The organism is Leminorella richardii, assembly GCF_900478135.1.
Taxonomy (GTDB): domain Bacteria; phylum Pseudomonadota; class Gammaproteobacteria; order Enterobacterales; family Enterobacteriaceae; genus Leminorella; species Leminorella richardii.
The window spans coordinates 97,342-121,460 of sequence record NZ_LS483470.1; the positions used below are offsets into that span (position 1 = coordinate 97,342).

Annotated in this window: 23 protein-coding genes; 8 read left to right on the forward strand and 15 right to left on the reverse strand. The window is 53.2% G+C overall.

Translation table 11 applies throughout. The features are described from left to right. The first annotated feature begins 295 nt into the window (after window positions 1-295). Window positions 296-1,288, forward strand: coding sequence for a LysR family transcriptional regulator (locus DQM29_RS00410; RefSeq protein WP_111741948.1), 993 nt, complete (start codon window positions 296-298; stop codon window positions 1,286-1,288). 18 nt (window positions 1,289-1,306) lie between these two features. Here the strand turns inward: DQM29_RS00410 and DQM29_RS00415 are convergent, their stop codons facing one another. Together DQM29_RS00415 and DQM29_RS18065 are read right to left on the reverse strand one after the other, a co-directional pair. Beyond that, window positions 1,307-1,798 (reverse strand): methylated-DNA--[protein]-cysteine S-methyltransferase, encoded by a 492-nt coding sequence (locus tag DQM29_RS00415; protein ID WP_111738794.1) that lies wholly within the window; start codon window positions 1,796-1,798, stop codon window positions 1,307-1,309. 119 nt (window positions 1,799-1,917) lie between these two features. Beyond that, window positions 1,918-2,598, reverse strand: a complete 681-nt coding sequence (locus DQM29_RS18065; protein WP_145960320.1) for a hypothetical protein — start codon at window positions 2,596-2,598, stop codon at window positions 1,918-1,920. A 314-nt stretch (window positions 2,599-2,912) separates the two neighbouring features. Here DQM29_RS18065 and DQM29_RS00425 point away from each other — a divergent pair, with 314 nt between their 5' ends. Beyond that, window positions 2,913-3,224 carry a SymE family type I addiction module toxin gene (locus tag DQM29_RS00425; RefSeq protein ID WP_111738796.1) on the forward strand — a complete coding sequence of 104 codons (312 nt, stop codon included), beginning with the start codon at window positions 2,913-2,915 and terminating at the stop codon, window positions 3,222-3,224. Window positions 3,225-3,303: 79 nt separating this feature from the next. On the opposite strand, the gene DQM29_RS00430 is transcribed toward DQM29_RS00425, so the two are convergent. Beyond that, window positions 3,304-4,167, reverse strand: a complete 864-nt coding sequence (locus DQM29_RS00430) for a YicC/YloC family endoribonuclease (protein ID WP_111738797.1) — start codon at window positions 4,165-4,167, stop codon at window positions 3,304-3,306. Between the two features lie 217 nt (window positions 4,168-4,384). Here DQM29_RS00430 and rph point away from each other — a divergent pair, with 217 nt between their 5' ends. Continuing rightward, a complete protein-coding gene (gene rph, locus DQM29_RS00435) occupies window positions 4,385-5,104 on the forward strand; it encodes a ribonuclease PH (RefSeq protein ID WP_111738798.1) in 720 nt (239 codons plus the stop codon). Window positions 5,105-5,482: 378 nt separating this feature from the next. Further along, on the forward strand, window positions 5,483-6,124 hold the full coding sequence (gene pyrE, locus DQM29_RS00440) for an orotate phosphoribosyltransferase (protein WP_111738799.1): 642 nt from the start codon (window positions 5,483-5,485) through the stop codon (window positions 6,122-6,124). An 84-nt stretch (window positions 6,125-6,208) separates the two neighbouring features. Here the strand turns inward: pyrE and DQM29_RS00445 are convergent, their stop codons facing one another. From DQM29_RS00445 to DQM29_RS00460, 4 genes are all read right to left on the reverse strand, one after another. Further along, on the reverse strand, window positions 6,209-6,412 hold the full coding sequence (locus DQM29_RS00445) for a hypothetical protein (RefSeq protein ID WP_415270853.1): 204 nt from the start codon (window positions 6,410-6,412) through the stop codon (window positions 6,209-6,211). A gap of 195 nt (window positions 6,413-6,607) precedes the next feature. Continuing rightward, complete coding sequence (gene glpX, locus DQM29_RS00450) at window positions 6,608-7,618, reverse strand: class II fructose-bisphosphatase (RefSeq protein ID WP_111738801.1); 1,011 nt, start codon at window positions 7,616-7,618, stop codon at window positions 6,608-6,610. Between the two features lie 186 nt (window positions 7,619-7,804). Then, entirely contained in the window at window positions 7,805-9,313 is a 1,509-nt protein-coding gene (gene glpK, locus DQM29_RS00455; protein ID WP_111738802.1) for a glycerol kinase GlpK, read from the reverse strand. 81 nt (window positions 9,314-9,394) lie between these two features. Next, window positions 9,395-10,207 carry an MIP/aquaporin family protein gene (locus tag DQM29_RS00460; protein WP_111738803.1) on the reverse strand — a complete coding sequence of 271 codons (813 nt, stop codon included), beginning with the start codon at window positions 10,205-10,207 and terminating at the stop codon, window positions 9,395-9,397. 638 nt (window positions 10,208-10,845) lie between these two features. Here DQM29_RS00460 and zapB point away from each other — a divergent pair. After that, window positions 10,846-11,088, forward strand: coding sequence for a cell division protein ZapB (gene zapB / locus DQM29_RS00470; RefSeq protein ID WP_111738805.1), 243 nt, complete (start codon window positions 10,846-10,848; stop codon window positions 11,086-11,088). Between the two features lie 94 nt (window positions 11,089-11,182). On the opposite strand, the gene rraA is transcribed toward zapB, so the two are convergent. The 7 genes from rraA to priA form a co-directional block, all read right to left on the reverse strand. Next, window positions 11,183-11,668 carry a ribonuclease E activity regulator RraA gene (gene rraA, locus DQM29_RS00475; RefSeq protein ID WP_111738806.1) on the reverse strand — a complete coding sequence of 162 codons (486 nt, stop codon included), beginning with the start codon at window positions 11,666-11,668 and terminating at the stop codon, window positions 11,183-11,185. Between the two features lie 124 nt (window positions 11,669-11,792). Continuing rightward, a complete protein-coding gene (locus tag DQM29_RS00480; RefSeq protein WP_111738807.1) occupies window positions 11,793-12,710 on the reverse strand; it encodes a 1,4-dihydroxy-2-naphthoate polyprenyltransferase in 918 nt (305 codons plus the stop codon). 270 nt (window positions 12,711-12,980) lie between these two features. Beyond that, window positions 12,981-14,312, reverse strand: coding sequence for an HslU--HslV peptidase ATPase subunit (gene hslU, locus DQM29_RS00485; RefSeq protein WP_111738808.1), 1,332 nt, complete (start codon window positions 14,310-14,312; stop codon window positions 12,981-12,983). Between the two features lie 11 nt (window positions 14,313-14,323). Next, the gene (hslV, locus tag DQM29_RS00490; protein WP_111738809.1) at window positions 14,324-14,854 is read right to left on the reverse strand and encodes an ATP-dependent protease subunit HslV; all 531 of its coding nucleotides are present in this window, start codon (window positions 14,852-14,854) and stop codon (window positions 14,324-14,326) included. 196 nt (window positions 14,855-15,050) lie between these two features. Beyond that, window positions 15,051-15,830, reverse strand: a complete 780-nt coding sequence (locus tag DQM29_RS00495) for an SPOR domain-containing protein (protein WP_111738810.1) — start codon at window positions 15,828-15,830, stop codon at window positions 15,051-15,053. Window positions 15,831-15,957: 127 nt separating this feature from the next. Continuing rightward, window positions 15,958-16,974, reverse strand: a complete 1,017-nt coding sequence (cytR, locus tag DQM29_RS00500; RefSeq protein ID WP_332102933.1) for a DNA-binding transcriptional regulator CytR — start codon at window positions 16,972-16,974, stop codon at window positions 15,958-15,960. Window positions 16,975-17,109: 135 nt separating this feature from the next. Further along, window positions 17,110-19,305: a primosomal protein N' gene (gene priA / locus DQM29_RS00505; RefSeq protein ID WP_111738811.1), complete on the reverse strand. Its 2,196-nt coding sequence runs from the start codon at window positions 19,303-19,305 to the stop codon at window positions 17,110-17,112. 241 nt (window positions 19,306-19,546) lie between these two features. On the opposite strand from priA, the gene rpmE reads away from it, so the two are divergent. Beyond that, window positions 19,547-19,759, forward strand: coding sequence for a 50S ribosomal protein L31 (gene rpmE, locus DQM29_RS00510; protein ID WP_111738812.1), 213 nt, complete (start codon window positions 19,547-19,549; stop codon window positions 19,757-19,759). Window positions 19,760-19,941: 182 nt separating this feature from the next. Here rpmE and metJ read toward each other — a convergent pair whose 3' ends face one another. Continuing rightward, a complete protein-coding gene (metJ, locus tag DQM29_RS00515) occupies window positions 19,942-20,259 on the reverse strand; it encodes a met regulon transcriptional regulator MetJ (RefSeq protein ID WP_111738813.1) in 318 nt (105 codons plus the stop codon). Window positions 20,260-20,488: 229 nt separating this feature from the next. On the opposite strand from metJ, the gene metB reads away from it, so the two are divergent. Both metB and DQM29_RS00525 read left to right on the forward strand, forming a co-directional pair. Continuing rightward, window positions 20,489-21,637 (forward strand): cystathionine gamma-synthase, encoded by a 1,149-nt coding sequence (gene metB / locus DQM29_RS00520; protein ID WP_111738814.1) that lies wholly within the window; start codon window positions 20,489-20,491, stop codon window positions 21,635-21,637. 16 nt (window positions 21,638-21,653) lie between these two features. Next, window positions 21,654-24,089: a bifunctional aspartate kinase/homoserine dehydrogenase II gene (locus DQM29_RS00525; protein ID WP_111738815.1), complete on the forward strand. Its 2,436-nt coding sequence runs from the start codon at window positions 21,654-21,656 to the stop codon at window positions 24,087-24,089. Window positions 24,090-24,119: the final 30 nt, after the last annotated feature.

A 24,119-nucleotide genomic window follows, 5' to 3' on the forward strand; every position in this document is an offset into this window, starting at 1 on the left:
GAAAGTATTTTGATAAAATAAAACGGTAGAGTCATAGCTGATGTGCTTTTTTGAATAAAGATATTTCACTTAATATAATGTTATTAAATGATAATTTTCTATTTTTATTCTCTGATTTTTAAATCCGCTCTCTTTATAGAATGATTCTGATACAGTGTAAGCGTGTCAGTTTTTATAGAAAAAGAAGCCTGAGAGAAAAGCTACATTATTGCAAATAATGCCAGTGTCTTATGGCGGCTGACGTTTCTTTGAGGCTGGGCTTTGGAGCAATCAGCGGTGGATATAAATAAGAATGATGATTCTAAACAAGAGCGTTTCGGCGTTAAAAATGAAAATCGATAACTACTCCATTTTTCGACATTTGGAGATTTTTATTAAGGTTATTGAATGCAATAGTTTTTCCGCCGCTGCGCAAAAGCTTAATCTTACACCGTCTTCCGTAAGCCGCAGTATTTCCCAGCTAGAAGAGCAGCTTGGCGTTGTTTTGTTAAAAAGAACCACGCGCACCTTTGTTCTCACTGAGCCTGGTCAATATCTCCTGTCCAGAGCGCAGCACCTGCTGGAGGAACTGGATGAGTCGCTGGTTAACACCGCCAGTTTCCACCGTCATCCGCAGGGGCAGCTGCGTATCACCTGCTCTATTGCTTTTGGCGTGTGTCACCTGATGCGGCTTTATGGCGACTATCGGAAGATGAATCCTGACGTGAGCCTGTTTGTCGATCTGAACGATCAAAATGTGAATTTAAACGAAGAGAATTTTGATATCGCACTGCGCATCACAGCCAATCCTCCAACAAATTTCGCCCTGCGCAAAATATGCAATATTAACTGGGTTTATTGCGCGAGCCGGGACTATCTTGAGCGCCGCGGTGTGCCAAAGACGCTAGAGGAGTTAGAGGAACACGACTGTCTGATTAACCCCAACGTGTGCGATAACTGGGTTTATCAGGATAGTGAGGGGCGCTCCAGACCGCTACAGGGCAACAGCGTAATTGAAGTTAACAGTACGCTTGGCCTGCAGCACGCGGCGCTGCAGCATCAGGGGATTGTCAGCCTGCCGACTTACATGCTGGGTGACCATATCACTAACGGCAGGCTGGTTCCGGTACTAACGGAATACAATATTAAAGAACACGAATACAGCCTGTTCGCTCTTTACCATCCTGGGCACTATCAGGATCCTAAAATCAGGAGTTTTATTGACTTCCTCGTGGAAAATATCACCGATCGGCCAGTGTGGGATGAATGGCTGATGAGCAGTCGTGCTGAAAATTCGGAGGAGGTATAGACAGGTGTAGTGGAGCGATTAGAACAGCTCTCCCTGCCCTTGACGATAATCTCCCCGTTCCAGATCCAACAGCCGCTGCTTTAGCGTTAACCCACCGCCAAAGAATCCTGTCAGCTTGCCGTCCTGACTCAATACTCGATGGCAGGGAATAATTAGCGGAATGGGGTTGTTTCTGCACGCCATGCCCACGGCTCTGGCACCGCCGGGGCAGCCCATTGCTTTTGCCACCTCGCCGTAGCTCATCACTTCACCGTAAGGGATATCGCACAGCATCTGCCACGCCTGCTGCATAAACGCAGTCCCCTGTGCGTCAATCGGTACGCTGAAGGCGCGGATTTCTTTATTTAGATAGGCGACAACTTCATCCCTTGTTTGCTGCATTAGCGCGTCGGGGTGCGAATCGCTAACAAAGTCGTCGGGGATATAGTCCGGAAAGTGCAGCCGGATAATTGCCCCATCGCTGGACTCGACGGCCATTGGGCCGTACGGGGTGTCAAACTGGTACTTCATGCAAAGCCACTGTTAGGATTGAGGTGTATGTACACATAGTGTGTTTTCTTAAGTGTACTATCGGAAAGAGGAGAGTAAAAATTGGATATTCAGTAGATATTAAATCAAGAACAAAACGCTCAAGGATTATTATCTATCCGTTTTCTCAAGGTGATGAAATCCATCTTTGCCTCTTCGATTGATAACTCGGGATTCACTCTTCGATACTCGCGAATGAAGGCTATTTGATCGTTGTCAAAGACGGCCTGTGAAAGAACTTTTGTTGTCACTTTAGGCTCTGGAAGCTGCAGATAAATAACACTGGGTTTCCACGCCCCCCAATCTAGCCCACGTTTAAAATCACCCCATTTATTCGCGTCCTGATGGCATTGAAATCCAAAAATAGGGGCGACTGAAAGAAATCGGCACGTTGAGCACTTTCGTGGAACGGTCACCTTCGATTGAATAAACGTATTTTCGTAAATAACCGGGTCGCTTGGCCCATCAATGCTGCAAGGCCCATGGTCTAGGTGTAGATAACCACCTACGATTTCCATATGACGAGTACATTCACCTTCGAGCAGTTTGGAGCAATTTGCACATTTTGCAGGGACTGCCCCGCGCAGACCCATATGATTAAATGGAGCAGGGGGATTAATCGACCCATTGATATCACATGCGGGGAAGTATTTTTTGTACATTTTTGATATTGAATCGATTAAGAAAATGACGTTTTTTGGTGTATTTAATGATACTGAAAATAGCGGATGAATTATAGTTTGGGGGAAAGGCGGTTTGAGTGGGGTAGATATAATCATCATCTTCTTCTATTTCTGCGAGACTCCTCCAAATAAATCCTCTTGTCGCCTACCGTCGATCGCAGTATCTTTTCCACGCGCCTGCAAAATCAGGCGTCGGGATTGACCTCCTGCAAACTTCATCGGCGGCATATGACGCGTCTGCGTCTTTTTTTGTGTCGTTGGTCTGGCTACATCTCAATGGTGGGCTGGGTGAGGGCACCGTAAGGTGCGCCGGTATCCGATGAGGCCGGTAAGGTCAACTTTGCTCAGTCCACCACCCATGAGATTGACCTCTCTGGTGATGGTTACATTAATTACTCATCGGAGGTTGCCTTATGGCTACGATCCCTGCCCAAACACACCCATTATCTACAAAAGCTGTTAAAACCCAGCGTCGCTATACCGTCGGATATCTGCCCAGCCAGGGCAATACGGAAACGCCTTCCCTGCACCTGAGTGGGAAATGGCTTAGAGATATCGGATTTAATATTGGCACTGGCGTTACCGTGAAAATCGCCGGGGACTGCATTGTGCTTATTCCTGATAACGATGAAGTGCACGAGTTGAGAAAGCAGCTTCAACAGGTAAAGACGGCGTTTAGGGGACTAAATGAAGGGCTCGTTAGAACGCTAAGTGACGGGGCGTAAACTGACTGTTAGATGCTTATCGTGCCGATAGCACTATAAATGCATCGGCACGTTTTCTCATTGAACTCTATCCAAAGCGTTACTCGATGTTCTGGATCTGCTCCCTCATCTGCTCAATCAACACCTTCAGCTCAATCGCCGACGCGGTGATATCCGCATTGATAGACTTAGACGCCAGCGTGTTGGACTCGCGGTTGAACTCCTGCATCATAAAGTCCAGACGGCGGCCGACGGCCTCTTTCTTTTTCAGAATAGAGTAGGTTTCTTTGACGTGGGCTTCTAGGCGGTCGAGCTCTTCGGCGACGTCGACGCGCTGGGCGAGCATAATCAGCTCCTGTTCAAGGCGGTTGCTGTCCAGCTGAACGGCGGCGTCTTCTAGCTTGCTCATCAGGCGTTCGCGCTGCCAAACCAGCACTTCAGGCATGCGCTCGCGCACTTTGCCCACTTCGACCATCACGCCTTCAAGGCGCTGTTCGATAAGCGACTTCAGCGCGCTGCCTTCCCGCTCGCGGCTGTCAATAAAGTCAGTCAGGGCAGTTTCCAGTGATTCCATCAGTTCGGTACCGATAGCGTCCAGATCCTGACTTTTTGCCGACATTACTCCCGGCCAACGCAGAATATCGACGGGATTGATTTCCCCTTCGTCGCTTTGCATTTTTACCCAGTTGGCAGCCTGCACTAGCTGCTGAGCGAGCTCTTTGTTCAGCATCAGCTCGGTTTGATAGGCAGGATCGAGGTCGAAGCGCAGGTTGCATTCGATTTTGCCGCGGGTCAGACGCGCTCTCAGGCGCTCGCGGATCATCGGCTCTAGGCTGCGGAACTGCTCCGGCAGGCGGATATAGGTTTCCAGATAGCGCTGGTTAACGGAGCGAAGCTCCCAGGAGGCGGAGCCCCATTCACCCTTGGTTTCATGGCGGGCGTAGGCGGTCATACTGCGGATCATAGTCGAGTACCCGTTTGAGAAAATAAGCGCGAGTATAACACCATATTACGCCGGACGTTGTGATTTGCCGCGCGAGCTTTGCCTATTCACCGTAGGCATCTGGACTGAAAATCAGTATAATGCGCGGTCAATATATCAGCGTTCGCCACTCGCCCTTGCTAAAGGTGCCCGTAAACGGTCGTTGACCCCGTCTGACATAACCTCCGGAGAGAATTTCATGCGTCCAGAAGGCCGAAGTGCACAGCAGGTGCGCCCAATAACCCTGACTCGTCACTATACGAAGCATGCGGAAGGTTCCGTGCTGGTGGAGTTTGGCGACACTAAAGTGCTGTGTACAGCGACTGTGGAAGAGGGCGTGCCGCGCTTTCTGAAAGGCCAAGGACAGGGATGGGTGACAGCGGAGTACGGCATGCTGCCGCGCTCAACCCACACCCGCAATGCGCGTGAAGCGGCCAAGGGGAAGCAGGGTGGTCGGACACTGGAAATCCAGCGCCTTATTGCTCGTTCTCTGCGTGCAGCGATTGATTTAAAGATGCTGGGCGAATACACCGTGACGCTGGACTGCGACGTTCTTCAGGCTGACGGCGGCACGCGTACTGCTTCTATTACCGGCGCCTGCGTTGCGCTGGCGGACGCCCTCAACGCCATGGTGGCCAATAAGCGCCTGGCGAAAAACCCAATGAAAGGGCTGGTAGCTGCGGTATCTGTAGGTATCGTCAACGGTGAAGCGGTGTGCGATCTGGAGTACGTTGAGGATTCAGCGGCAGAAACCGACATGAACGTGGTAATGACCGAAGACGGCCGCATGATTGAAGTGCAGGGCACAGCAGAAGGTGAGCCTTTCAGCCACGAAGAGCTGTTGACCCTGCTAGGGCTTGCCCGAGGCGGCATAGAGACCATTATGGCGGCGCAGAAGGCGGCGCTTGAACGACCGTAGTTTTTGAAAAAGGCGACTTATAGTCGCCTTAGTTTTATGACAAATGCTTTGAATCTAACTGACTGATGGAGTTAAACGGCGGGAGAGGCCTCCGTTGGGGTCGATTTGGCGTAAGCCAACGACAAACCGGCAAAGCCGGTTTGAACAGCGCTTGCGCTGGCCCTTTAGGGTGAAGCCCGAAGGGCTTCATAACTGCCCGTAGGAGGGCTAGGCCCGCCGCACGCCCAGAGCCAATACAAGCGCCCTCCCGACTGAGCACGATGGTCATATAGGCACGCTGTAATTTCGGTCGGAATACCCACAGAAGCCGATTTAATTGGTTTGTCATCAATCTTCCGATTAAGGCAGAGTTAAGTTAAGCGTGAGGAATCATCAAATATGAAACACTATCAGCGCCAGTTTATTGAGTTTGCGCTAAACAAGCAGGTTTTAAGATTCGGCGAGTTTCACCTGAAGTCTGGGCGGGTTAGCCCGTACTTTTTTAACGCCGGGCTGTTTAATACTGGTCGCGATTTGGCGCTGCTTGGCCGCTTTTACGCTTCGGCACTGGTGGACTCTGGCATTGAGTTCGATGTGCTATTTGGGCCAGCCTATAAGGGCATTCCCATTGCGACGACGACGGCAGTAGCCCTGTCTGAACATCACGACATCGATATTCCCTACTGCTTTAACCGCAAAGAGGCGAAAGATCACGGAGAGGGTGGCAGCCTAGTAGGTAGCCCGCTGGTTGGCCGTGTGATGCTGGTGGATGATGTGATCACCGCGGGTACCGCCATTCGTGAATCGATGACGACTATTCGCGCACAGGGTGCCTCTTTGAGCGGCGTATTGATCTGTCTGGATCGTCAGGAGCGCGGTACCGGTGAGCTGTCGGCGATTCAGGAAGTGCAGCGCGACTATCAGTGCAGCGTGATTACGATAATTACGCTAGACGATTTGGTTGAGTATCTGGAAGAAAAACCGGAAATGGCACAGGAACTGGCGGCAATTAATGCCTATCGTGAGCAGTACGGCGTTTAGTTCTCACTTGACGAGGTTGTATTAAACTAGCCGATGCGTGATGCATCGGCCAGAGATATGCAATTCTTACAGGTAGTCACGTTATTAATGTTCCGTTCTACTGACTTTTGCCTGCTCGGCCTGCTCTAAATAGCGCGCATAGCGTTTTTGGAACCATGCTTTTTGTACTTCATTCATGTTACCAATGACGGCGTGAACGTTGACTGGCCTCCCTTGTGTATACATTTGAGCCAAGCTGCGCGCCAGAAAATCAAAATTTTCTACTGAATGTAGGTTCTGTTCCGCCATAAGCATATCCCCCTTGTCAGTTCATGATGTATGAAGGTCATATGCTTTTCTAACTTCAGTATTCTCCTAATTACGTCTAATTTTTGAACAATATGTGCCCATTTTGGGATTATTGCTTACCGTTACTGGTAACTATTGTGAAAAAAATGCCCTCGTCAAAACGAGGGCATTTTTCTGAGTTTTATCTGGATGCTGTTACAGCAAAATATCGCACAATGCTGGATCTTTGCGATCGAGATAGTGAATAGACTGAATGCGGCGAATAGTGCGGGATTTACCGCGTACCAGCAGCGTTTCAGTCGTTGCCATATTGCCCGTGCGCTGAATGCCGTTGAGCAGGTCGCCTTTGGTAATGCCCGTAGCAGAGAAGATGATGTTGTCGTTGCGAGCCATGTCGCCCAGCTTTAGCACTTCACCGGGGTTAAGCCCCATTTTTTGGCAGCGCGCTAGCTCCTCTTCTCCAATGCGCCGATTCTCTTCCGTATCGCCCTTGACCTGATGGCGAGCCAGCAGCCGAGCCTGCATATCGCCGTCCAGCGCGCGGATCACGGCGGCGGAGATTACCCCTTCAGGCGCGCCGCCGATGCCGTACATGACGTCTACTTCACTGTCAGGCATACAGGTCAGGATAGAGGCCGCTACGTCGCCGTCCGGAATGGCAAAGACGCGTACGCCCAGCTGCTGCATTTCGGCGATGATCGCATCGTGGCGCGGTTTGGCCAGCGTGATAACCGTAAGCTTGTCTAACGGCTTGTTGAGCTGAGCGGCAATGCGCTTGAGGTTCTCCGACAGCGGCAGGTTCAGATCGGCGGCGCCTTTTGCTCCCGGGCCGACGACCAGCTTTTCCATATACATGTCCGGTGCGTGCAAGAATGCACCTTTTTCGGCAACGGCCAGTACTGCTAGCGCATTGGCCTGTCCCATGGCCGTCATGCGAGTACCCTCAATGGGATCTACGGCGATATCTACCGCGCTGCCCTGGCCGGTTCCTACTTTTTCACCGATATAGAGCATGGGCGCTTCGTCGATTTCGCCCTCGCCAATGACGATCTCTCCGTCAATATTGACTTGGTTTAGCACGATGCGCATGGCTTCAACGGCGGCGCCGTCGGCTTTGTTTTTATCACCGCGCCCTAAATAGCGATAGCCGGCCAAAGCGGCGGCTTCCGTTACCCGGGAAAACTCAATTGCCAGTTCACGTTTCATGTTAGGGATCCGTTGCGTTTTGATTTTACTAGGAGAGAGATGTGAGGCCGATTTTACCACAGACCTAGAGGGATATTCGTGAATTCTCCATAGTCGGCGAGAGAATTTTCCATAAAAAATGGGCCCGTTTGCGGGCCCAAAAACAGAATGGGTAGTTTCTCTTTCTATACTGTTACTTTTATACCGTTATTCGTGCTCTTCCCAATCGCGGGCGCGGGCGACGGCTTTCTGCCAGCCTCTGTAACGCACGTTGCGTTCGGTGGTTTCGATACCGGGCTTGAAGGCACGCTCGACTTCGGCTTTGCTTTTCACTTCGTCTAAATCGCTCCAGAAGCCGACGGCCAGGCCTGCAAGGTAAGCAGCCCCCAGAGCGGTGACTTCGCGTACGGCAGGGCGTTCAACGGTCGTACCGAGAATGTCTGACTGGAACTGCATCAGGAAGTTGTTGGATACCGCACCGCCGTCAACACGTAGAGCCTGAAGGCGAGCACCGGAGTCAGCCTGCATGGCGTCCAGCACGTCGCGGGTTTGGTAGGCGATGGATTCCAACGTAGCGCGGATGATGTGGTTAGAGTTCACGCCGCGAGTCAGGCCGAGAATTGCGCCGCGGGCATACGGATCCCAGTACGGTGCGCCCAGGCCGGTAAAGGCCGGAACGACATAAACGCCGTTGCTGTCTTTGACCTTGGTGGCGAAGTATTCAGAGTCCATTGCATCGCTAAACAGCTTGAGCTCGTCGCGCAGCCACTGAATGGATGCGCCGCCGATGAACACTGCGCCTTCCAGTGCGTAGTTCACTTCACCGCGCGGGCCGCAGGCGATGGTGGTCAGCAGGCCGTGATCGGACTTCACGACGTCCTTACCGGTGTTCATTAGCAGGAAGCAGCCAGTGCCGTAGGTGTTTTTAGCCATGCCCGGCTGAACGCACAGGTGGCCGAACAGCGCGGCCTGCTGGTCACCTGCCATGCCTGCAATAGGAATACGCGTGCCACCTTTGCCGCCAATGTTGGTTTTGCCGTAAATCTCAGAGGATGGACGAACGTCTGGCAGCATGGCGCGCGGGATGTCCAACGCTTCCAGCATTTTGTCGTCCCAGTCCAGCGTTTTGATGTTGAACAGCATGGTGCGGGAGGCGTTAGTGTAGTCGGTGACGTGCGAACGGCCCTGTGTCATATTCCACACCAGCCAAGTGTCTACGGTACCGAACAGCAGTTCGCCGCGCTTGGCGCGATCGCGAGCGCCTTCAACGTGGTCTAGGATCCACTTCACTTTAGTGCCGGAGAAGTAGGGGTCAACGACCAGACCGGTGTTTTCACGGATGTAGTCTGTTAAGCCGTCTTTTTTCAGCTGCTCACAAATGCTAGCGGTGCGGCGGCACTGCCAAACGATGGCGTTATAAACCGGTTTGCCGGTTTCTTTGTCCCAAACGATGGTGGTTTCGCGCTGGTTGGTGATACCGATAGCGGCCACTTGGTCGGAACTGATGCCGGTTTGTGCCAGCACTTCAACCAAAACGGAGCTTTGCGTCGCCCAAATTTCCATCGGATCGTGTTCTACCCAGCCTGGATGGGGGTAATGCTGAGTGAATTCTCTCTGAGATACGCCGATGATGTTGGCATCATGATCTAAAATGACGGCCCGCGAGCTGGTAGTGCCCTGGTCGAGTGCGACAATGTATTTTTGTTCAGTCGTCATCTGGAATACTCCGTTTATTGACGTGGTGGGAAAGCGTTTACAAGTTGGCCGGAGTAGCTCCGGCCGAACGAAAAGAGTTTCTTATTCATCAATCTTGCAGGCGTCGCACGGCAGGTTGCGGCCGATAAATACGCGATAACCCATGGCGCCAGCACAGGCACCGAGGATTGGTCCGACGATAGGAACGATGAAGTAGGGGATATCTCGACCTCCGGTAAAGGCGATATTGCCCCAGCCAGCGATGTAGGCAAACATTTTTGGCCCAAAGTCACGGGCAGGATTCATGGCAAAGCCGGTTAGCGGCCCCATTGAGGCACCAATAACCGCGACCAGAATACCGATAAGAAGCGGAGCCAGTGAGCCCTTCGGCACGCCGTTGCCGTCATCCGTCAGCGCCAGAATTAGGCACATCAGCACGGCGGTAATGACAAACTCAACGCCAAAGGCCTGAAAGACGTTAATGGCAGGGTTAGGGTAGGTGGAGAAGGTGCCCGCCAGCGACAGACTGTCCATACTGCCTCTAACGATATTTTGCGCCTGCTCGACTTCGTGGAACAGGCTGAAATAGAGGGCGTAAACCAGCGCCGCGCCGCAGAAGGCTCCGGCTATTTGGGCGATGATATAGGGAATAACTTTTTTCTTATCGAAGCAGGCAAACAGCCACAGCGCGATGGTAACCGCAGGGTTTAGATGTGCGCCGGAAACGCCGGCAGTGAGGTAAACGCCAAGAGCGACAGCGAGACCCCAAATAATACTGATTTCCCATTGACCAAAGCTAGCTCCGGCGACTTTCAGAGCGGCCACGCAGCCAATACCAAAAAATAGAAAAAGACCCGTTCCAAGAAACTCAGCGATACACTGCCCTTTTAGCGTTGGGCCTGTGGTTTGACTCATATGCATTACTCCGTGTTGGGAGAGAGTAGATAAGAAGTAAATGTTAGTCGCCTGTTATTACCATATTATAAATTAATAGAGGCGGTTGATTAATGTTATCGTTATCGCTCTATAACGAAAAATAACGAAAGTTTAATTTTGTGTATTCGGTCAAATAATTGATCCTTTTTGTTCGCAAAACGATAGCTAACGCCCAATTTATGAATGTAAAAGAATATAGATGAGGATTGTTTTCCTTGCTCGGCGGTACGCATTATTTTTATCAGGCTAAATTTTCTGAACATTCGCGCTTTATGGGGGTCTACGGCTAGACAGCGTACGGTCAGGTTAATACAATCGACTTTGTGAACCACTAACGGAAATACTCGTCATACTTCAAGTTGCGAGTGTGTTGGCTGCAAATACTCGACCCATCCATGGGTCTCGCCCTTACGGGCCGTCGCAAGCGGCGTTCAAATCTGTTCCTGACAGATTTGTCGTTCACCCCAGCTACATAGTTATCTATGCTCTTGGGGTTCCCTTGCTTGCCGCCTTCTCGCAACTCGAATTATTTAGAGTATTAGCGAGCTCTTACCGCTAGCGGCCGTGATGATTTTCGATTTTCCGCTTTGCGGGTATGTCTATATGAGGACGAAATAATGTCATTTGAAGTGTTTGAAAAACTTGAAGCCAAAGTTCAGCAGGCGATTGATACCATTACTCTGCTGCAGATGGAAATTGAAGATCTGAAAGAGAAGAACAACGCTTTGGTTCGCGACCTTGAGTCGTCCGCAGGTGGCCGCGAAGCGCTGATTAACGAAAACGCGCAGCTCAAGCAAGAACAGCAGGCATGGCAGGATCGTCTGCGTCTTCTGCTGGGCAAAATGGACGAAGTTAACTAACGGGCGTTTTTCTTCGTTATTGACTGACTCAGTGCGTTAAATGAAAACGCCGCGTTCTATGACGCGGCGTTTTGCTGTTTTTCTGACGCGGTTTTTACTCGATGTCCAACGGCTCTTCGGAAAGAATAATACCGGTGTTATCTGCGTACAGGTGGTCGCCAGAGAAAAAGGTGACGCTGCCGAAGTTAACGCCAATATCGCTTTCACCAATGCCCTGAGCGTCTGCGCCGACGGGAATAGAGGCCAGCGCCTGAATGCCGATGTCCAGCTCTTCAAGCTCATCAACCTGACGCACTGCGCCGTAAACTACCAGGCCTTCCCACTCGTTTTGCACTGCCAGGCGAGCGACTTCAGCGTCAATAAGCGCCCTGCGTACAGAACCGCCGCCGTCAATCAGCAGAATTCGGCCTTGGCCGTTTTCTTCCAGCAGCTCGTAAATCAATCCGTTGTCTTCAAAGCATTTGACGGTGGTGATTTTACCGCCGAAAGAGGGACGCCCGCCGAAGTTGGAAAACAGCGGCTCTACAACGTTGACTTCTTCGGGGTATATGTCACACAGCTCGGAAGTATCATATTTCATAAATATCGTCGCCTGTTGTGTTGGTATCGTTGGTTTACCGTCGTAGCTGCCAGTATAGCCCGAACGTCAAGAGGATGGCAAAGCCATCCTCTTGTTGGGAAAAGAATGAGAGCCTGAGGTTTGCCTAGCTAAGAACAACGCCAATAGCAAAGAGAATGTTGGTCAGCAGCGCGCCTTTTACCATTTGTTCAAGCATGGGGCGCATAGCGACTGCCGTTTGCTCATGGAGCACATAGACCGCGTGGCGGTACAGCAGCGGAACGGCCAGAATAAACAGCCATCCGCTCCAGCTGCGAAGATCGAACAGCGCAAACAGCACCAGGCAAAGCAGCGCCCCAGCCAACAGCAGGAAGTGATAGCGGCGAGCCCAAATGGGGCCTAAGCGCACTGCCAGCGTATTTTTGCCGTTCATGCGGTCGTTATCGATGTCCCGCAGGTTATTGATGTTGAGTACCGCCACCGCCAGCAGGCCGCAGGCCGTAGCGGGCAGCAGAACGATGCTGTCAAAGGTGCCGGCCTGTAGGTAGTAGGTACCGGCTACGCTGAGCCAGCCGAAGAAAATCAGGACGGAAATGTCGCCAAGCCCCATATAGCCGTAGGGTTTACGCCCGACGGTATAGGTGATGGAGGCGACAATAGCCAGAAGCCCTAATGCTAGAAATCCGATAATATCCTCTGGCTTTCTACAGGCCATGGCAATAAGGGCCACGCCGGAAAGCACCGTCAGGGCAATAACTATCGCCAGCGCCCGCTTCATCTGGGGGAGGGTAATCAGGCCTTTTTGCATACCGCGATTGGGGCCGATGCGCGCTTCGGTATCGCTACCTTTTACCGCGTCGCCGTAGTCATTCGCCAGATTGGAGAGAATTTGCAGCAGTGCTGCCGTCAAGAGCGCCATGACTGCGATGCCCAGGCTGAAGTGGTTCATCCAGGCAGCCAGTGCAGATCCCGTGACGATAGAGGCCAGCGCAAGGGGTAGCGTACGAGGGCGCAGGCTCTCAATCCAGGCGGTAACTTGACTTGTTGAGTGAGTTTGGCTCATGGCTTCAATTCAAATATAAACTTCAGTACGTATCTGTACGTAATAAACGACTAACCGTCAATTATACGCGCATTATAGGAAAATTAACGAGAGCTTGCTTTGATTCCGTGGCATATGTGCTAACTTTGTGCCAAATAGTCGAGTCGGAAAAGAGCGAAAGCGCGCAGTTTTTTAGAAAGTATACCGGATATCGAACCGGAAAAGCGGATAAGTTTACGGGAAGCCGAGGCTTCCCGTAAATACTGCTGATAGGTTAGGACGTGAGCGGGATTACAGAATAAAGCGGCTCAGATCTTCATCATCGACCAGTTCATCCAAATGATCGCGAACGTACTGGGCGTCAATGGTTATCACTGCACCACCATTTTCGCTGGCGTCATAGGAAATATCTTCCATCAGGCGTTCCAACACAGTATGCAGGCGGCGGGCGCCGATGTTTTCCGTTCTTTCATTCACCTGCCATGCGGCTTCAGCAATGCGGCGAATGCCGTCAGGCTGGAAGTTTACTGCAACTCCTTCCGTCGCCATCAGTGCCTTGTACTGTTCAGTCAAAGATGCGCTAGGCTCTGTCAGAATGCGCTCAAAGTCTTCCGTCGTCAGCGCCTGTAGCTCAACGCGGATCGGCAGTCGACCCTGTAGCTCAGGGATCAGATCTGATGGGCTAGCTGTCTGGAACGCGCCGGAGGCGATAAACAGAATGTGATCGGTTTTCACCATGCCGTGCTTGGTCGATACGGTGCAGCCTTCTACCAGCGGCAGCAGGTCGCGCTGAACGCCTTCGCGAGAAACGTCAGGGCCAGAAACTTCCCCGCGCTTACAGATCTTATCGATTTCGTCGATAAACACGATGCCGTGCTGCTCAACGGCGTCGATCGCCTGCTGCTTCAGCTCTTCAGGATTAACCAGCTTGCCGGCCTCTTCTTCGATAAGCGCTTTGAAAGCGTCCTTAATCTTCATCTTGCGCGGTTTCTGCTTCTGACCGCCAAGATTTTGGAACATGGATTGAAGCTGATTGGTCATTTCTTCCATGCCCGGAGGCGCCATAATTTCAACGCCCATTGGCACGGCCGTCAGTTCGATCTCGATTTCTTTGTCATCCAGCTGGCCTTCGCGCAGCTTTTTGCGAAACGCCTGACGAGCCGCTGAACTTTCCTGATTGCCTTCTGCCTGACCCCAGTTGTCGCGGGCAGGTGGGATCAGCACGTCCAGAATGCGGTCTTCCGCCAGCTCTTCGGCGCGGTAGCGCATTTTTTCCACCGACTGCTGGCGAACCATTTTGACGGCGGCATCGGCAAGATCGCGGATGATGGAGTCAACTTCTTTGCCCACATAGCCCACTTCGGTGAACTTGGTCGCTTCAACCTTAATAAAAGGCGCATTGGCAAGCTTGGCCAAGCGGCGGGCGATTTCGGTTTTACCGACGCCGGTTGGTCCGATCATCAGGATGTTTTTGGGCGTGACTTCGTGGCGCAGCTCGTCGTTAAGCTGCATACGGCGCCAGCGGTTGCGTAGCGCAATGGCCACGGCGCGCTTGGCTTTGCCTTGGCCGATAATGTAACCGTCGAGTTCGCTAACTATTTCGCGAGGAGTCATTTCAGACATGGTGGCGATCCTTATTCTTTTGACTTAAGTTCTTCGATCGTTTGGAAACGGTTGGTATAGATACAGATGTCACCGGCGATAGACAGAGATTTTTCGACGATGTCACGGGCGCTCATATCGGTATTTTCCAGCAGGGCTCTGGCAGCGGACTGGGCGTAAGGCCCCCCTGAGCCGATAGCGATCAGGTCGTTTTCTGGCTGAACGACGTCGCCATTGCCGGTAATGATCAGCGATGCGGTTTCATCGGCAACTGCCAGAAGCGCTTCAAGGCGGCGCAGCATGCGGTCAGTTCGCCAGTCTTTAGCAAGTTCCACTGCCGCTTTGGTCAGGTGCCCCTGATGCATTTCCAGCTTGCGCTCAAAGCGCTCAAACAGCGTAAAGGCGTCCGCAGTGCCGCCAGCAAAGCCTGCAATGACCCGCTCGTTGTACAGGCGACGGACTTTACGGGCGTTACCTTTCATTACGGTGTTGCCCAGCGTAACTTGACCATCACCACCTATTACCACATGGCCATTACGGCGGACGCTTACAATCGTTGTCACGTGTTTATCCTCGCTAGCAGATAGGAAAAGGGGCCTGCCTTTATTAGGTCAGGGGGATTGGATATGTAGATGGGGAAGCCAGAACGCTATTTCAACCCTGAGGGGGGGACAATCTTTTTCAAATACGAGGGCGATGTGTGGCCGCTTGAGTGAGTTTTTACACTGAAGCGGCCAATAGCTGTATGAAATTAAACGATTAGTTTCCGGCAGCGACAGGCATGCAGCTGCTCATGCCGGCGTTTTTCAGCCGTTGTAAAGTTTTGTCTGCGCTGTCGCGATTGGCGTATGGGCCCATCACCACCCTATTCCAGCCGCCGCCGGTGCTAATACGGCTTTCAAAGCCCGAAAATGCCAGCTTCACTTTGACTGACTCTGCCTGCTCTGTAGTGCGGAAAGAGCCGCACTGGATTGTCCAGCGCTGGTTTTTTGCCTGAGCGGTATTTTGCACAGTGGGCGGCGGAGGCGTTGTCGGCTTTGAGGCATTGTTATTGGTCGCAGCCGTGTTGAGCGCCGGTTTACTGCCGCCGTCTCTTGAGGTGGCAGGGTTACTGCCTGTGGCTGTTCCCGCCTGTGTGGCAGGAGGCTTTTGCATATCTGACTGAATCTGCTCCAGCGCTCTTCGCTGTTCGGTGGTTAGCTGTGGCTGCTGAGAGAGAGGAGGCTGTGTGGCGCCGGAGTTTGGTGAGTTAGTCACCTGACGGTTTTCCAGCTCTTTAATATAAGTCCAGCGATCGGTTGGTTTTGGCGGTAAACCGTTCCCCTGAGCGGTAGCTGGCCCAGACGTTTCAGGCGGTGGATCGGATTTATTTTGGGTAATGTAATAAAGGCCACCGGCAAAGACGGCTAGAACGGCGACGGCAAGCACCACCATCAGTTTGGATGCTGCTCCCGATGCGCTTTTTTTCTTTTTGTTTTTACTGCTTTTTTTGCCCCGCGCTCCTGAACGGCTGCGGCTGACATAATCTCGTTGTGCCACTGTGACTCTTGTCTGTTGTCGAAAATAAAGAAAATGATGTCTTATAGTACGTAATATGCAAGACCTTGGCTAGATTGTGTTTAGTTACCTAATGTTATCATTCGAGGTGGAATGGGGCTTTTATACCCTACAGTGGTGCCGTACTGTCGCGAACGATAAGCTCGCTGTCTAACAGAATAGACCCTCTTTTTTCCGGATTCCCTTCCAACAGTTCCAGCAGCATCTGCACGGCCTGCTTACCGATTTGATAGCGCGGCTGGGCAACGGTGGTGAGAGGCGGATCGGCGTATTTTGCCATCGAGATGTCGTCAAAGCCGATCACGGAGAGATCCTGCGGAACTTTTAATCCCTGCTGTTTTGCCTGATGAATGGCGCCGATGGCAACAATGTCGCTGTGGCAAAAGATAGCGCTGGGAGGCTGAGGCAGTGCCATCAGTTGCGACAGTGCGCTGGCGCCGCTTTCGAACGTCAGAGGGCCTTCCAAAATGTAGCTTTTTTCTATCGCAATGCCGCCGCGCTGGAGCGCCTGAATATACCCTTGTTGCCGGTAGTGGCTCAAATGGAGCTGGCTCGGGCCACAGATGCAGGCTATGCGACAGTGGCCTAGATGCTGTAGATAGAGCACCGCGTTAAATGCGGCGGTCAGGTTGTCGATATGAATCGTCGGTAGTTTGAGCTCGGGAAGGTATTCATTCGCCATGACCATCGGCGGGCACAGCGCGCGCTCTTCGGCGCTCAGGCCAAACGGAAAGCGGGCTCCGAGCAGAACGGCGCCGTCTACTTGCCGCATAATGGGAGATAGAGTCTCCCAATCGACGGACTGCTGGCGATTATCCAGAAAAAGCACGGTATAGCCAAATATCTCTGCCGTTTCCTGAATTCCCTGCATGACGTCGGTGGAGAACGGATCGGTGATGTCCTGTGCCATCACCAGCAGGATCCGGCTTCCCTTCTGGCGGGCAATTTTATTCTGAGAGACCGGGATATAGCCCGTTTGGGCAATAGCCTGTTCCACCCTATCGCGGGTTTGTGCCGACACTTTGTCCGGCATCATCAGCGTTCTGGAAACCGTTGCGGCGGAGACGCCAGCCTGAACCGCTACGTCTCTCATGGTGACGTTTGGCGGTATTTTTACCTGTTCCAAGATAGGGGACTCCCAGAGAAATTTAGCATCGTCGCTTTTCCTACTGTATAGACCGTCGGTAGTTTTAAGCGATTTCTGGGCTGAATAGTATGCGGTTGCTAAGTTTTTTAGAGCAGCCTCGCAATAATATTCGAATTAGCTCTCTATGGGGTCGACATCCAGCGTCCACTTGACTTTGGGAGCCTGTGGCATGGTGGAAATATACTGCCGCAGCCCGTAGAGGATCTGCTGTAGACGCTGGCGGGAAGGATGCTGTAACAGCAGCTGCCAGCGAAAGCGCCCGCTTCGCTTCGCGGCCAGCGCGGGTACCGGTCCCAGCACCCATAGAGCACCGTCTTCCGTCTGTGTGGCAGCAAGGTGCTCGCGCAGCTGCTGTAGAAACTGGCTGGCTTGACGATTGTCGTGATCGTCAGCGCGAAACATAGCGTGGTAGGTAAATGGCGGTAAAAAAACGGTTTTCCTTTCTGCAATCGCCTGCCGGGCAAAAGCGTCGTAGCCCTGATGGAGCAGAGTTTGCAGCAGCGGATGGTCAGGATGATGGGTTTGCAGCAGCACTTCTCCCCGCTTGCCCGCGCGACCTGCTCGGCCAGAAACCTGAGTATAAAGCTGAGCAAAGCGCTCTGCGGCGCGAAAGTCAGCGCAAAACAGCGCACCGTCAACGTCGATAAGCCCGACCATTGTTACATCGGGAAAGTGGTGGCCTTTAGCCAGCATTTGGGTGCCGATCAGAATGCGAGCGCCTCCCTGATGGATATCTGACAGGTGCTGCTCTAATGCCCCTTTTCTGCTGGTAGTGTCGCGGTCGACGCGGGTAATGGGAATGTCGGGGAACAGCCGGACAAGCTCGCTGTCGAGCTGTTCTGTGCCAACGCCGACGGGCACCAGATGGGTTGAGCCACACTGCGGACACTGGTAGGGCACCGGGCGCTGGCTGTCGCAGTGGTGGCAGCGAAGCTGGCGCTGATGCTGGTGCAGAGTGTAATACTGCTCGCAGCGCGGGCATTCCGCGATCCAGCCGCATTCATGGCAGAGCAGCGCAGGGGCATAGCCTCGACGGTTGAGAAACAGCATGACCTGATTATTGGCGTTAAGATGCTCACGCATGCGGGCAAGCAGCGGTGCCGAAAGGCCTGCGGTCAGGGTTTGTCCTTTCAGGTCAATCAGCGCCTGTGCCGCCGGGCGAGCGTGCCCGGCACGCATGGTTAACCGCAGGTGACGGTACTTGCCCGTTTGGGCGTTGTACAGGCTTTCCACGGCGGGCGTGGCAGAGCCTAAAACGATGGGAATATGTTCCTGTCGAGCGTGTAAAACGGCTAAATCGCGCGCATGGTAGCGCCAGCCTTCCTGCTGTTTGTAGGAGCTGTCGTGCTCTTCATCGATAATAATAATGCCGAGGCGTTCAAACGGCGTGAACAGCGCCGAGCGCGTACCGATGACGATGGCGGTTTCCCCTCGCCGAGCGCGCAGCCAAACGGCCAGCCGCTCGCTGTCGTTAAGGCCGGAATGGACGACGTCAATTGGGGCATTAAAGCGCTCGCGAAAGCGTGCGATGGTTTGGGGTGTGAGGCCGATTTCCGGAACCAGCACCAGCGCCTGCCGCCCCTGTGCCAGCACGTTTTCCAGCACGCTGAGATAGACTTCCGTCTTTCCCGATCCGGTAATACCTTCCAGCAGCCAAACGCCAAACTCGCTGTCGCTGCCGCGAATGGCGCCCACGGCGGTTGCCTGTTCCGTATTGAGCTTGAGACGCTCCTCGTCGTTTGCGTGCGTTTCCTTCCAGAGGCTTGGTGTCGGCGCTGTTGCCTGAAGTTCAGCCAGGCCTTTTTCTTTTAACGCTTTCAGGGCGGCTTCGTTAAGATCCTGTTCTGCAATCTGGTGGCGATACACCGGGTGTTTACGCAGTGCCGCCAGCGCCTGTTGCTGCTTAGGGGCGCGCTTTAGAATAGCGAGATCGACCTCTTCACCTTCAGGCGTTGCTCGCCACTGCCAGATCGGGGGCTCTTCCGCTGGTTTTCCCTGACGAAGCAGCACTGGAAGCGCGTGGAATAGCACTTCACCTAGAGGAAACTGATAGTAAGAGGCTGCCCAGTGCAGCGTTTTCCACAGGCTGGGCGTAAAGAGGGATTCTTGATCAATAAGGTGGTGAACGGTTTTTAGCTGTGACAGCGGGTAATCACTGTTCGCTGAGGAAGCGACGATGATACCAATGGCTTTTCTCGGGCCGAAGGGGGCGCTTACCCGCGCGCCGACGACGGCCTTTTCCCCTTCGGGCAGCAGGTAGTCGAATGAGCGATCCAGCGGTACGGGGAAAACAACCTTAACAACGCGCATGCCGAAGCAGTTCCTAATCAGCGAAATAACGAAATAACGTCACCAAATTGTGAAGCAGTACAGCATAACATAAGCCCGGGCAACTGCCGAATAGCTCGCCGCTTGCGTGGTTCATTTCTACTCTGTATAATCTGCCGCCTTTGGTTCTTTATAGAGCCAAACCACTCAACCCATTTTTTATCTCGTATGGTGTGCGGCAAATTGGTGTCCGTATAGCGATACGACTTTAGAGAGGTTCATCATGAAACAAGGTATTCATCCAGATTATAAAGAGATCACGGCAACCTGTTCTTGCGGTAACGTTATCAAGATTAACTCTACCGTTGGCCGCGATCTGAACCTGGACGTGTGTGGCGAATGCCATCCGTTCTACACCGGCAAGCAGCGTGACGTTGCGACCGGCGGCCGTGTTGACCTGTTCAACAAGCGCTTCAACATGGTTAAAGGCAAGTAATCTTTTACTTGTGCACGGTTATGTGCAGGAAAAAGGCGCCATCAAGGCGCCTTTTTTGTGTCTGTAATTTTTTATCTTCTGCGGCGTTATACCTATCACGCCGCATTTACCACAAAGGGCAACCCGCCTATTCGATTAGGTAGCCCGCGCGCCGTGAGGCGGTGAAAGCGCTTTGCGTACGCCTAGTATTCCCACGTATCGGGATCGACGCCTTTTTCCCTCATCTGCACCTTCGCCGTTTCAGGAATTTCATCGCTGCGCTCTTTGCGAAGGTCGTTATCGTCGGGTAGTGGCTGGCCGGTAAACGCGTGCAGGAACGCTTCACAGAGCAGCTCGCTGTTGGTGGCATGCCGCAGATTGTTGATCTGGCGGCGAGTTCGTTCATCGGTCAGGATTTTCAAGACTTTTAGCGGAATGGATACCGTAATCTTTTTAACCTGTTCGCTTTTTTTACCATGTTCAGCATAGGGGCTGACATATTCGCCGTTCCACTCAGCCATGGGGCACCTTAATGATTGACCGTCTGATAGTTTGAAGTGAGTTCACAGTAAACGCACTTTACCAAGTTAACGTCTATACCATGACAATTTTAACGGATAATTTGATTCTCCTCAATCTACACGGCAAGAAGTTTAGACGTCCAGAAGTATTGACGGCTATTGTTTTCGAGATTATCTTATCAGCTCTTATTGATAATTTATTGATTCCTTTCTTTAGGGGGTAGTTTCGGTGACGCGCAAACAGGCAACCATAGCGGTTCGCGGTGGGCTTAACTCAGATGAGCAGTACGGCTGTGTTGTTCCCCCCATCCATCTTTCCAGCACCTATAACTTTATCGATTTTAATCAGCCTCGCGCTCACGACTATTCTCGTCGCGGCAATCCAACCAGAGACGTTGCTCAGGGAGCGCTGGCTGAGCTGGAAGGAGGATGTCGCGCGGTGCTGACAAGCAGCGGCATGTCGGCTATTCACCTTATTTGCACGACCCTACTTAAGCCGGGAGATCTGCTTGTTGCCCCTCATGACTGCTACGGCGGCAGCTATCGGCTATTCGACAGCCAAACGCGTCGCGGCGCCTATCGAGTGCTGTTCGTCGATCAGGGGGATGAGGCTGCGCTGGCGCAGGCACTGGCGCAAAAGCCGAAGCTGGTGCTGGTGGAAACGCCCAGCAATCCACTGCTGCGAGTGGTCGATATTGCAAAAATCTGTCAGGCCGCTCATCAGGCTGGCGCGCTGGTTGCCGTGGACAATACGTTCCTCAGCCCGGTTTTACAGCAGCCGCTGGCGCTGGGTGCTGACATCGTGCTGCACTCCTGTACCAAATACCTTAACGGTCATTCCGACGTAGTGGCGGGTGTAGCGATTGTGAAAGACGACGCTCTGGGCGAGGAGCTGGCCTGGTGGGCGAACAACATTGGCGTGACGGCAGCGGCGTTTGACAGCTATCTGCTGCTGCGCGGACTGCGCACGCTGTCTCCGCGCATGAAAATACAGCAGCAAAACGCGCTGGATGTGGTGGCCTATCTGCAAACCCAAGCTCGGGTAAAAACGCTCTATCACCCTTCGCTGCCGAGCAATGCGGGGCACGACATCGCCAGTCGTCAGCAGTCTGGCTTTGGTGCGATGCTGAGTTTTGAATTTGACGGTGACGAAGCGGCAATGCGGCGCTTTATCGGGGCGCTGAAGCTGTTTACACTAGCCGAGTCGCTGGGTGGCGTTGAGAGCCTGATTTCCCATGCGGCGACGATGACGCATGCGGGCATGTCGGCAGAGGCAAGGGCAGCGGCGGGGATCTCTGACAGACTGCTGCGCATTTCAGTAGGTATTGAAGACGGCGACGACCTGATTGCCGATTTGGAACAGGCGTTTCGCGCCTAAGTCAAAGGGGTTAGTAATGAGTATTTCGGGAACCGCTGGCCTTCCGGCCAACCGACAGCTGCACAAGTTTGGCGGCAGCAGCCTGGCAGACTGTAAGTGTTACCAGCGCGTTGCAGGCATTATGGCGGAATACAGTCGAGAAGGGGACATGATGGTCGTGTCTGCGGCGGGGAGCACCACTAATCAGCTGATCAAGTGGCTACAGCTGAGCCAGAGCGACAAAATTTCAGCCCATCAGGTGCAGCAGGAGCTTCGGCGCTACCAGAGCGGCCTGATAGGCGGGCTACTGCCAGAAGCTGACGCCGCAGAGTTGACCTCCAAACTTATTGCCGATCTCGAACGGCTGGCGGCACTGCTTGACGGCACGATGTCTGATGCAACCTATGCTGAGGTTGTCGGGCATGGTGAAGTCTGGTCAGCACGCCTGATGTCAGCCGTATTGAACCAAAAAGGTCTGGCTTCGGCCTGGCTTGACGCCCGAGACTTCCTGCGCGCAGAGCGATCCGCCCAGCCTCAGGTTGATGAAGGCCGCTCTTACCCGCTTCTACAGCAGCTTTTGGCACAGCACCCCGGCAAGCGGTTGGTGGCGACCGGATTTATTTCCCGCAACGAAGCTGGAGAAACGGTTCTGCTTGGGCGCAACGGCAGTGACTACTCGGCAACCCAAATTGGCGCGCTGGCCGGTGTGGATAAAGTGACTATCTGGAGCGACGTGGCGGGGGTATACAGTGCCGATCCCCGTAAAGTGAAAGACGCCTGCCTGCTTCCTTTACTGCGGCTGGACGAAGCCAGCGAACTGGCTCGCCTTGCTGCTCCGGTGCTGCACGCCCGCACGCTGCAGCCGGTTTCCGGTAGCGATATCGACCTTCAGCTGCGCTGTAGCTATCAGCCGGAGCAGGGCTCAACCCGCATTGAGCGCGTGCTGGCCTCAGGCACTGGCGCAAAGATTGTCACCAGTCATGACGATGTTTGCCTAATTGAATTACAGGTAGAGCCACAGCACGACTTTGTTCAAATCCACAAAGAAGTAGAACGCATTCTTAACCGCGTTCAGGTTAAGCCGCTGGCGACAGGGGTGCACGCTGACCGTAACTTGCTACAGCTGTGCTACACCTCTGAAGTGGTCAACAGCGTACTGAGCATTCTGGGCGACGCTAGACTACCGGGGCGCCTTCAACTGCGTGAAGGGCTGTCACTGGTGGCGCTGGTCGGTGCCGGCGTGTGTAAGAACCCGCTGCACAGCCACCGTTTTTACCAGCAGCTCAAAGATCAGCCGGTAGAATTTATTTGGCACGCTGAAGATGACATCAGCCTAGTGGCGGTACTTCGGGTTGGGCCGACTGAACACCTGATTCAGGGATTGCACGCTAGCCTGTTTCGCGCCGAGAAGTGCGTAGGGCTGGTACTGTTTGGCAAAGGCAATATCGGCTCTCGCTGGCTTGAGCTATTCGCTCGCGAGCAGAAAAACCTTTCCGACCGCACTGGATTTGAGTTTTTATTGGCGGGTGTCGTAGACAGCAGCCGCTGTGTGCTTGACTATCAGGGGTTGGATGCCAGCCGCGTTCTGGCCTTTTTTAACGACGAAGCCCAGTCGCTGGATGAAGCCACTCTGATTAGCTGGATGCGCGATCACCCGTTTGACGATCTGGTGGTGCTGGATATCACTGCCAGCCAAGAGTTGGCAGACCGCTACCTTGATTTCGCCAGCTTCGGTTTTCATGTGGTTAGCGCTAATAAACTGGCTGGGGCGTCGTCAGGCAATGACTACCGCCAAATCCGCGACGCTTTTGAGAAAACCGGCCGTCACTGGCTGTATAACGCTACTGTTGGCGCGGGTCTGCCGATAAACTATACCGTTCGCGATCTTCGCGACAGCGGCGACACTATCCTGTCTTTAAGCGGCATTTTTTCCGGTACGCTTTCCTGGCTGTTTTTGCAGTTTGACGGCACTATTCCGTTTTCTGAACTGGTGGAACAGGCGTGGCAGCAGGGGCTGACAGAGCCTGACCCTCGCGTTGACCTGTCAGGGCAGGACGTGATGCGTAAGCTGGTGATCCTAGCGCGTGAAGCAGGATATGACATTGAACCCGATCAGGTACGCGTAGAGTCTTTGGTGGCAGAAGACGCCCAGCAGGGCTCCGTTGACCACTTCTTCGAGCAGGCGGAAACGCTAAACGCACAGATGCTGGAACGTCTGGAGGCTGCCCGTGAGATGGGGCTGGTGTTACGCTACGTGGCTCGCTATGAAGCCAACGGCAAGGCGCGAGTTGGTGTGGAAGCTGTGAGAGAAGGAAGCCCACTGGCCTCGCTACTGCCCTGTGACAACCTGTTTGCTATTGAGAGCCGCTGGTATCGCGACAACCCGCTGATTATTCGCGGACCGGGTGCCGGGCGTGACGTAACGGCAGGCGCCATTCAGTCCGATCTTAACCGACTGGCGAAGCTACTGTAATTTCGATTGAGTAACCAATAAAGCGCTCGA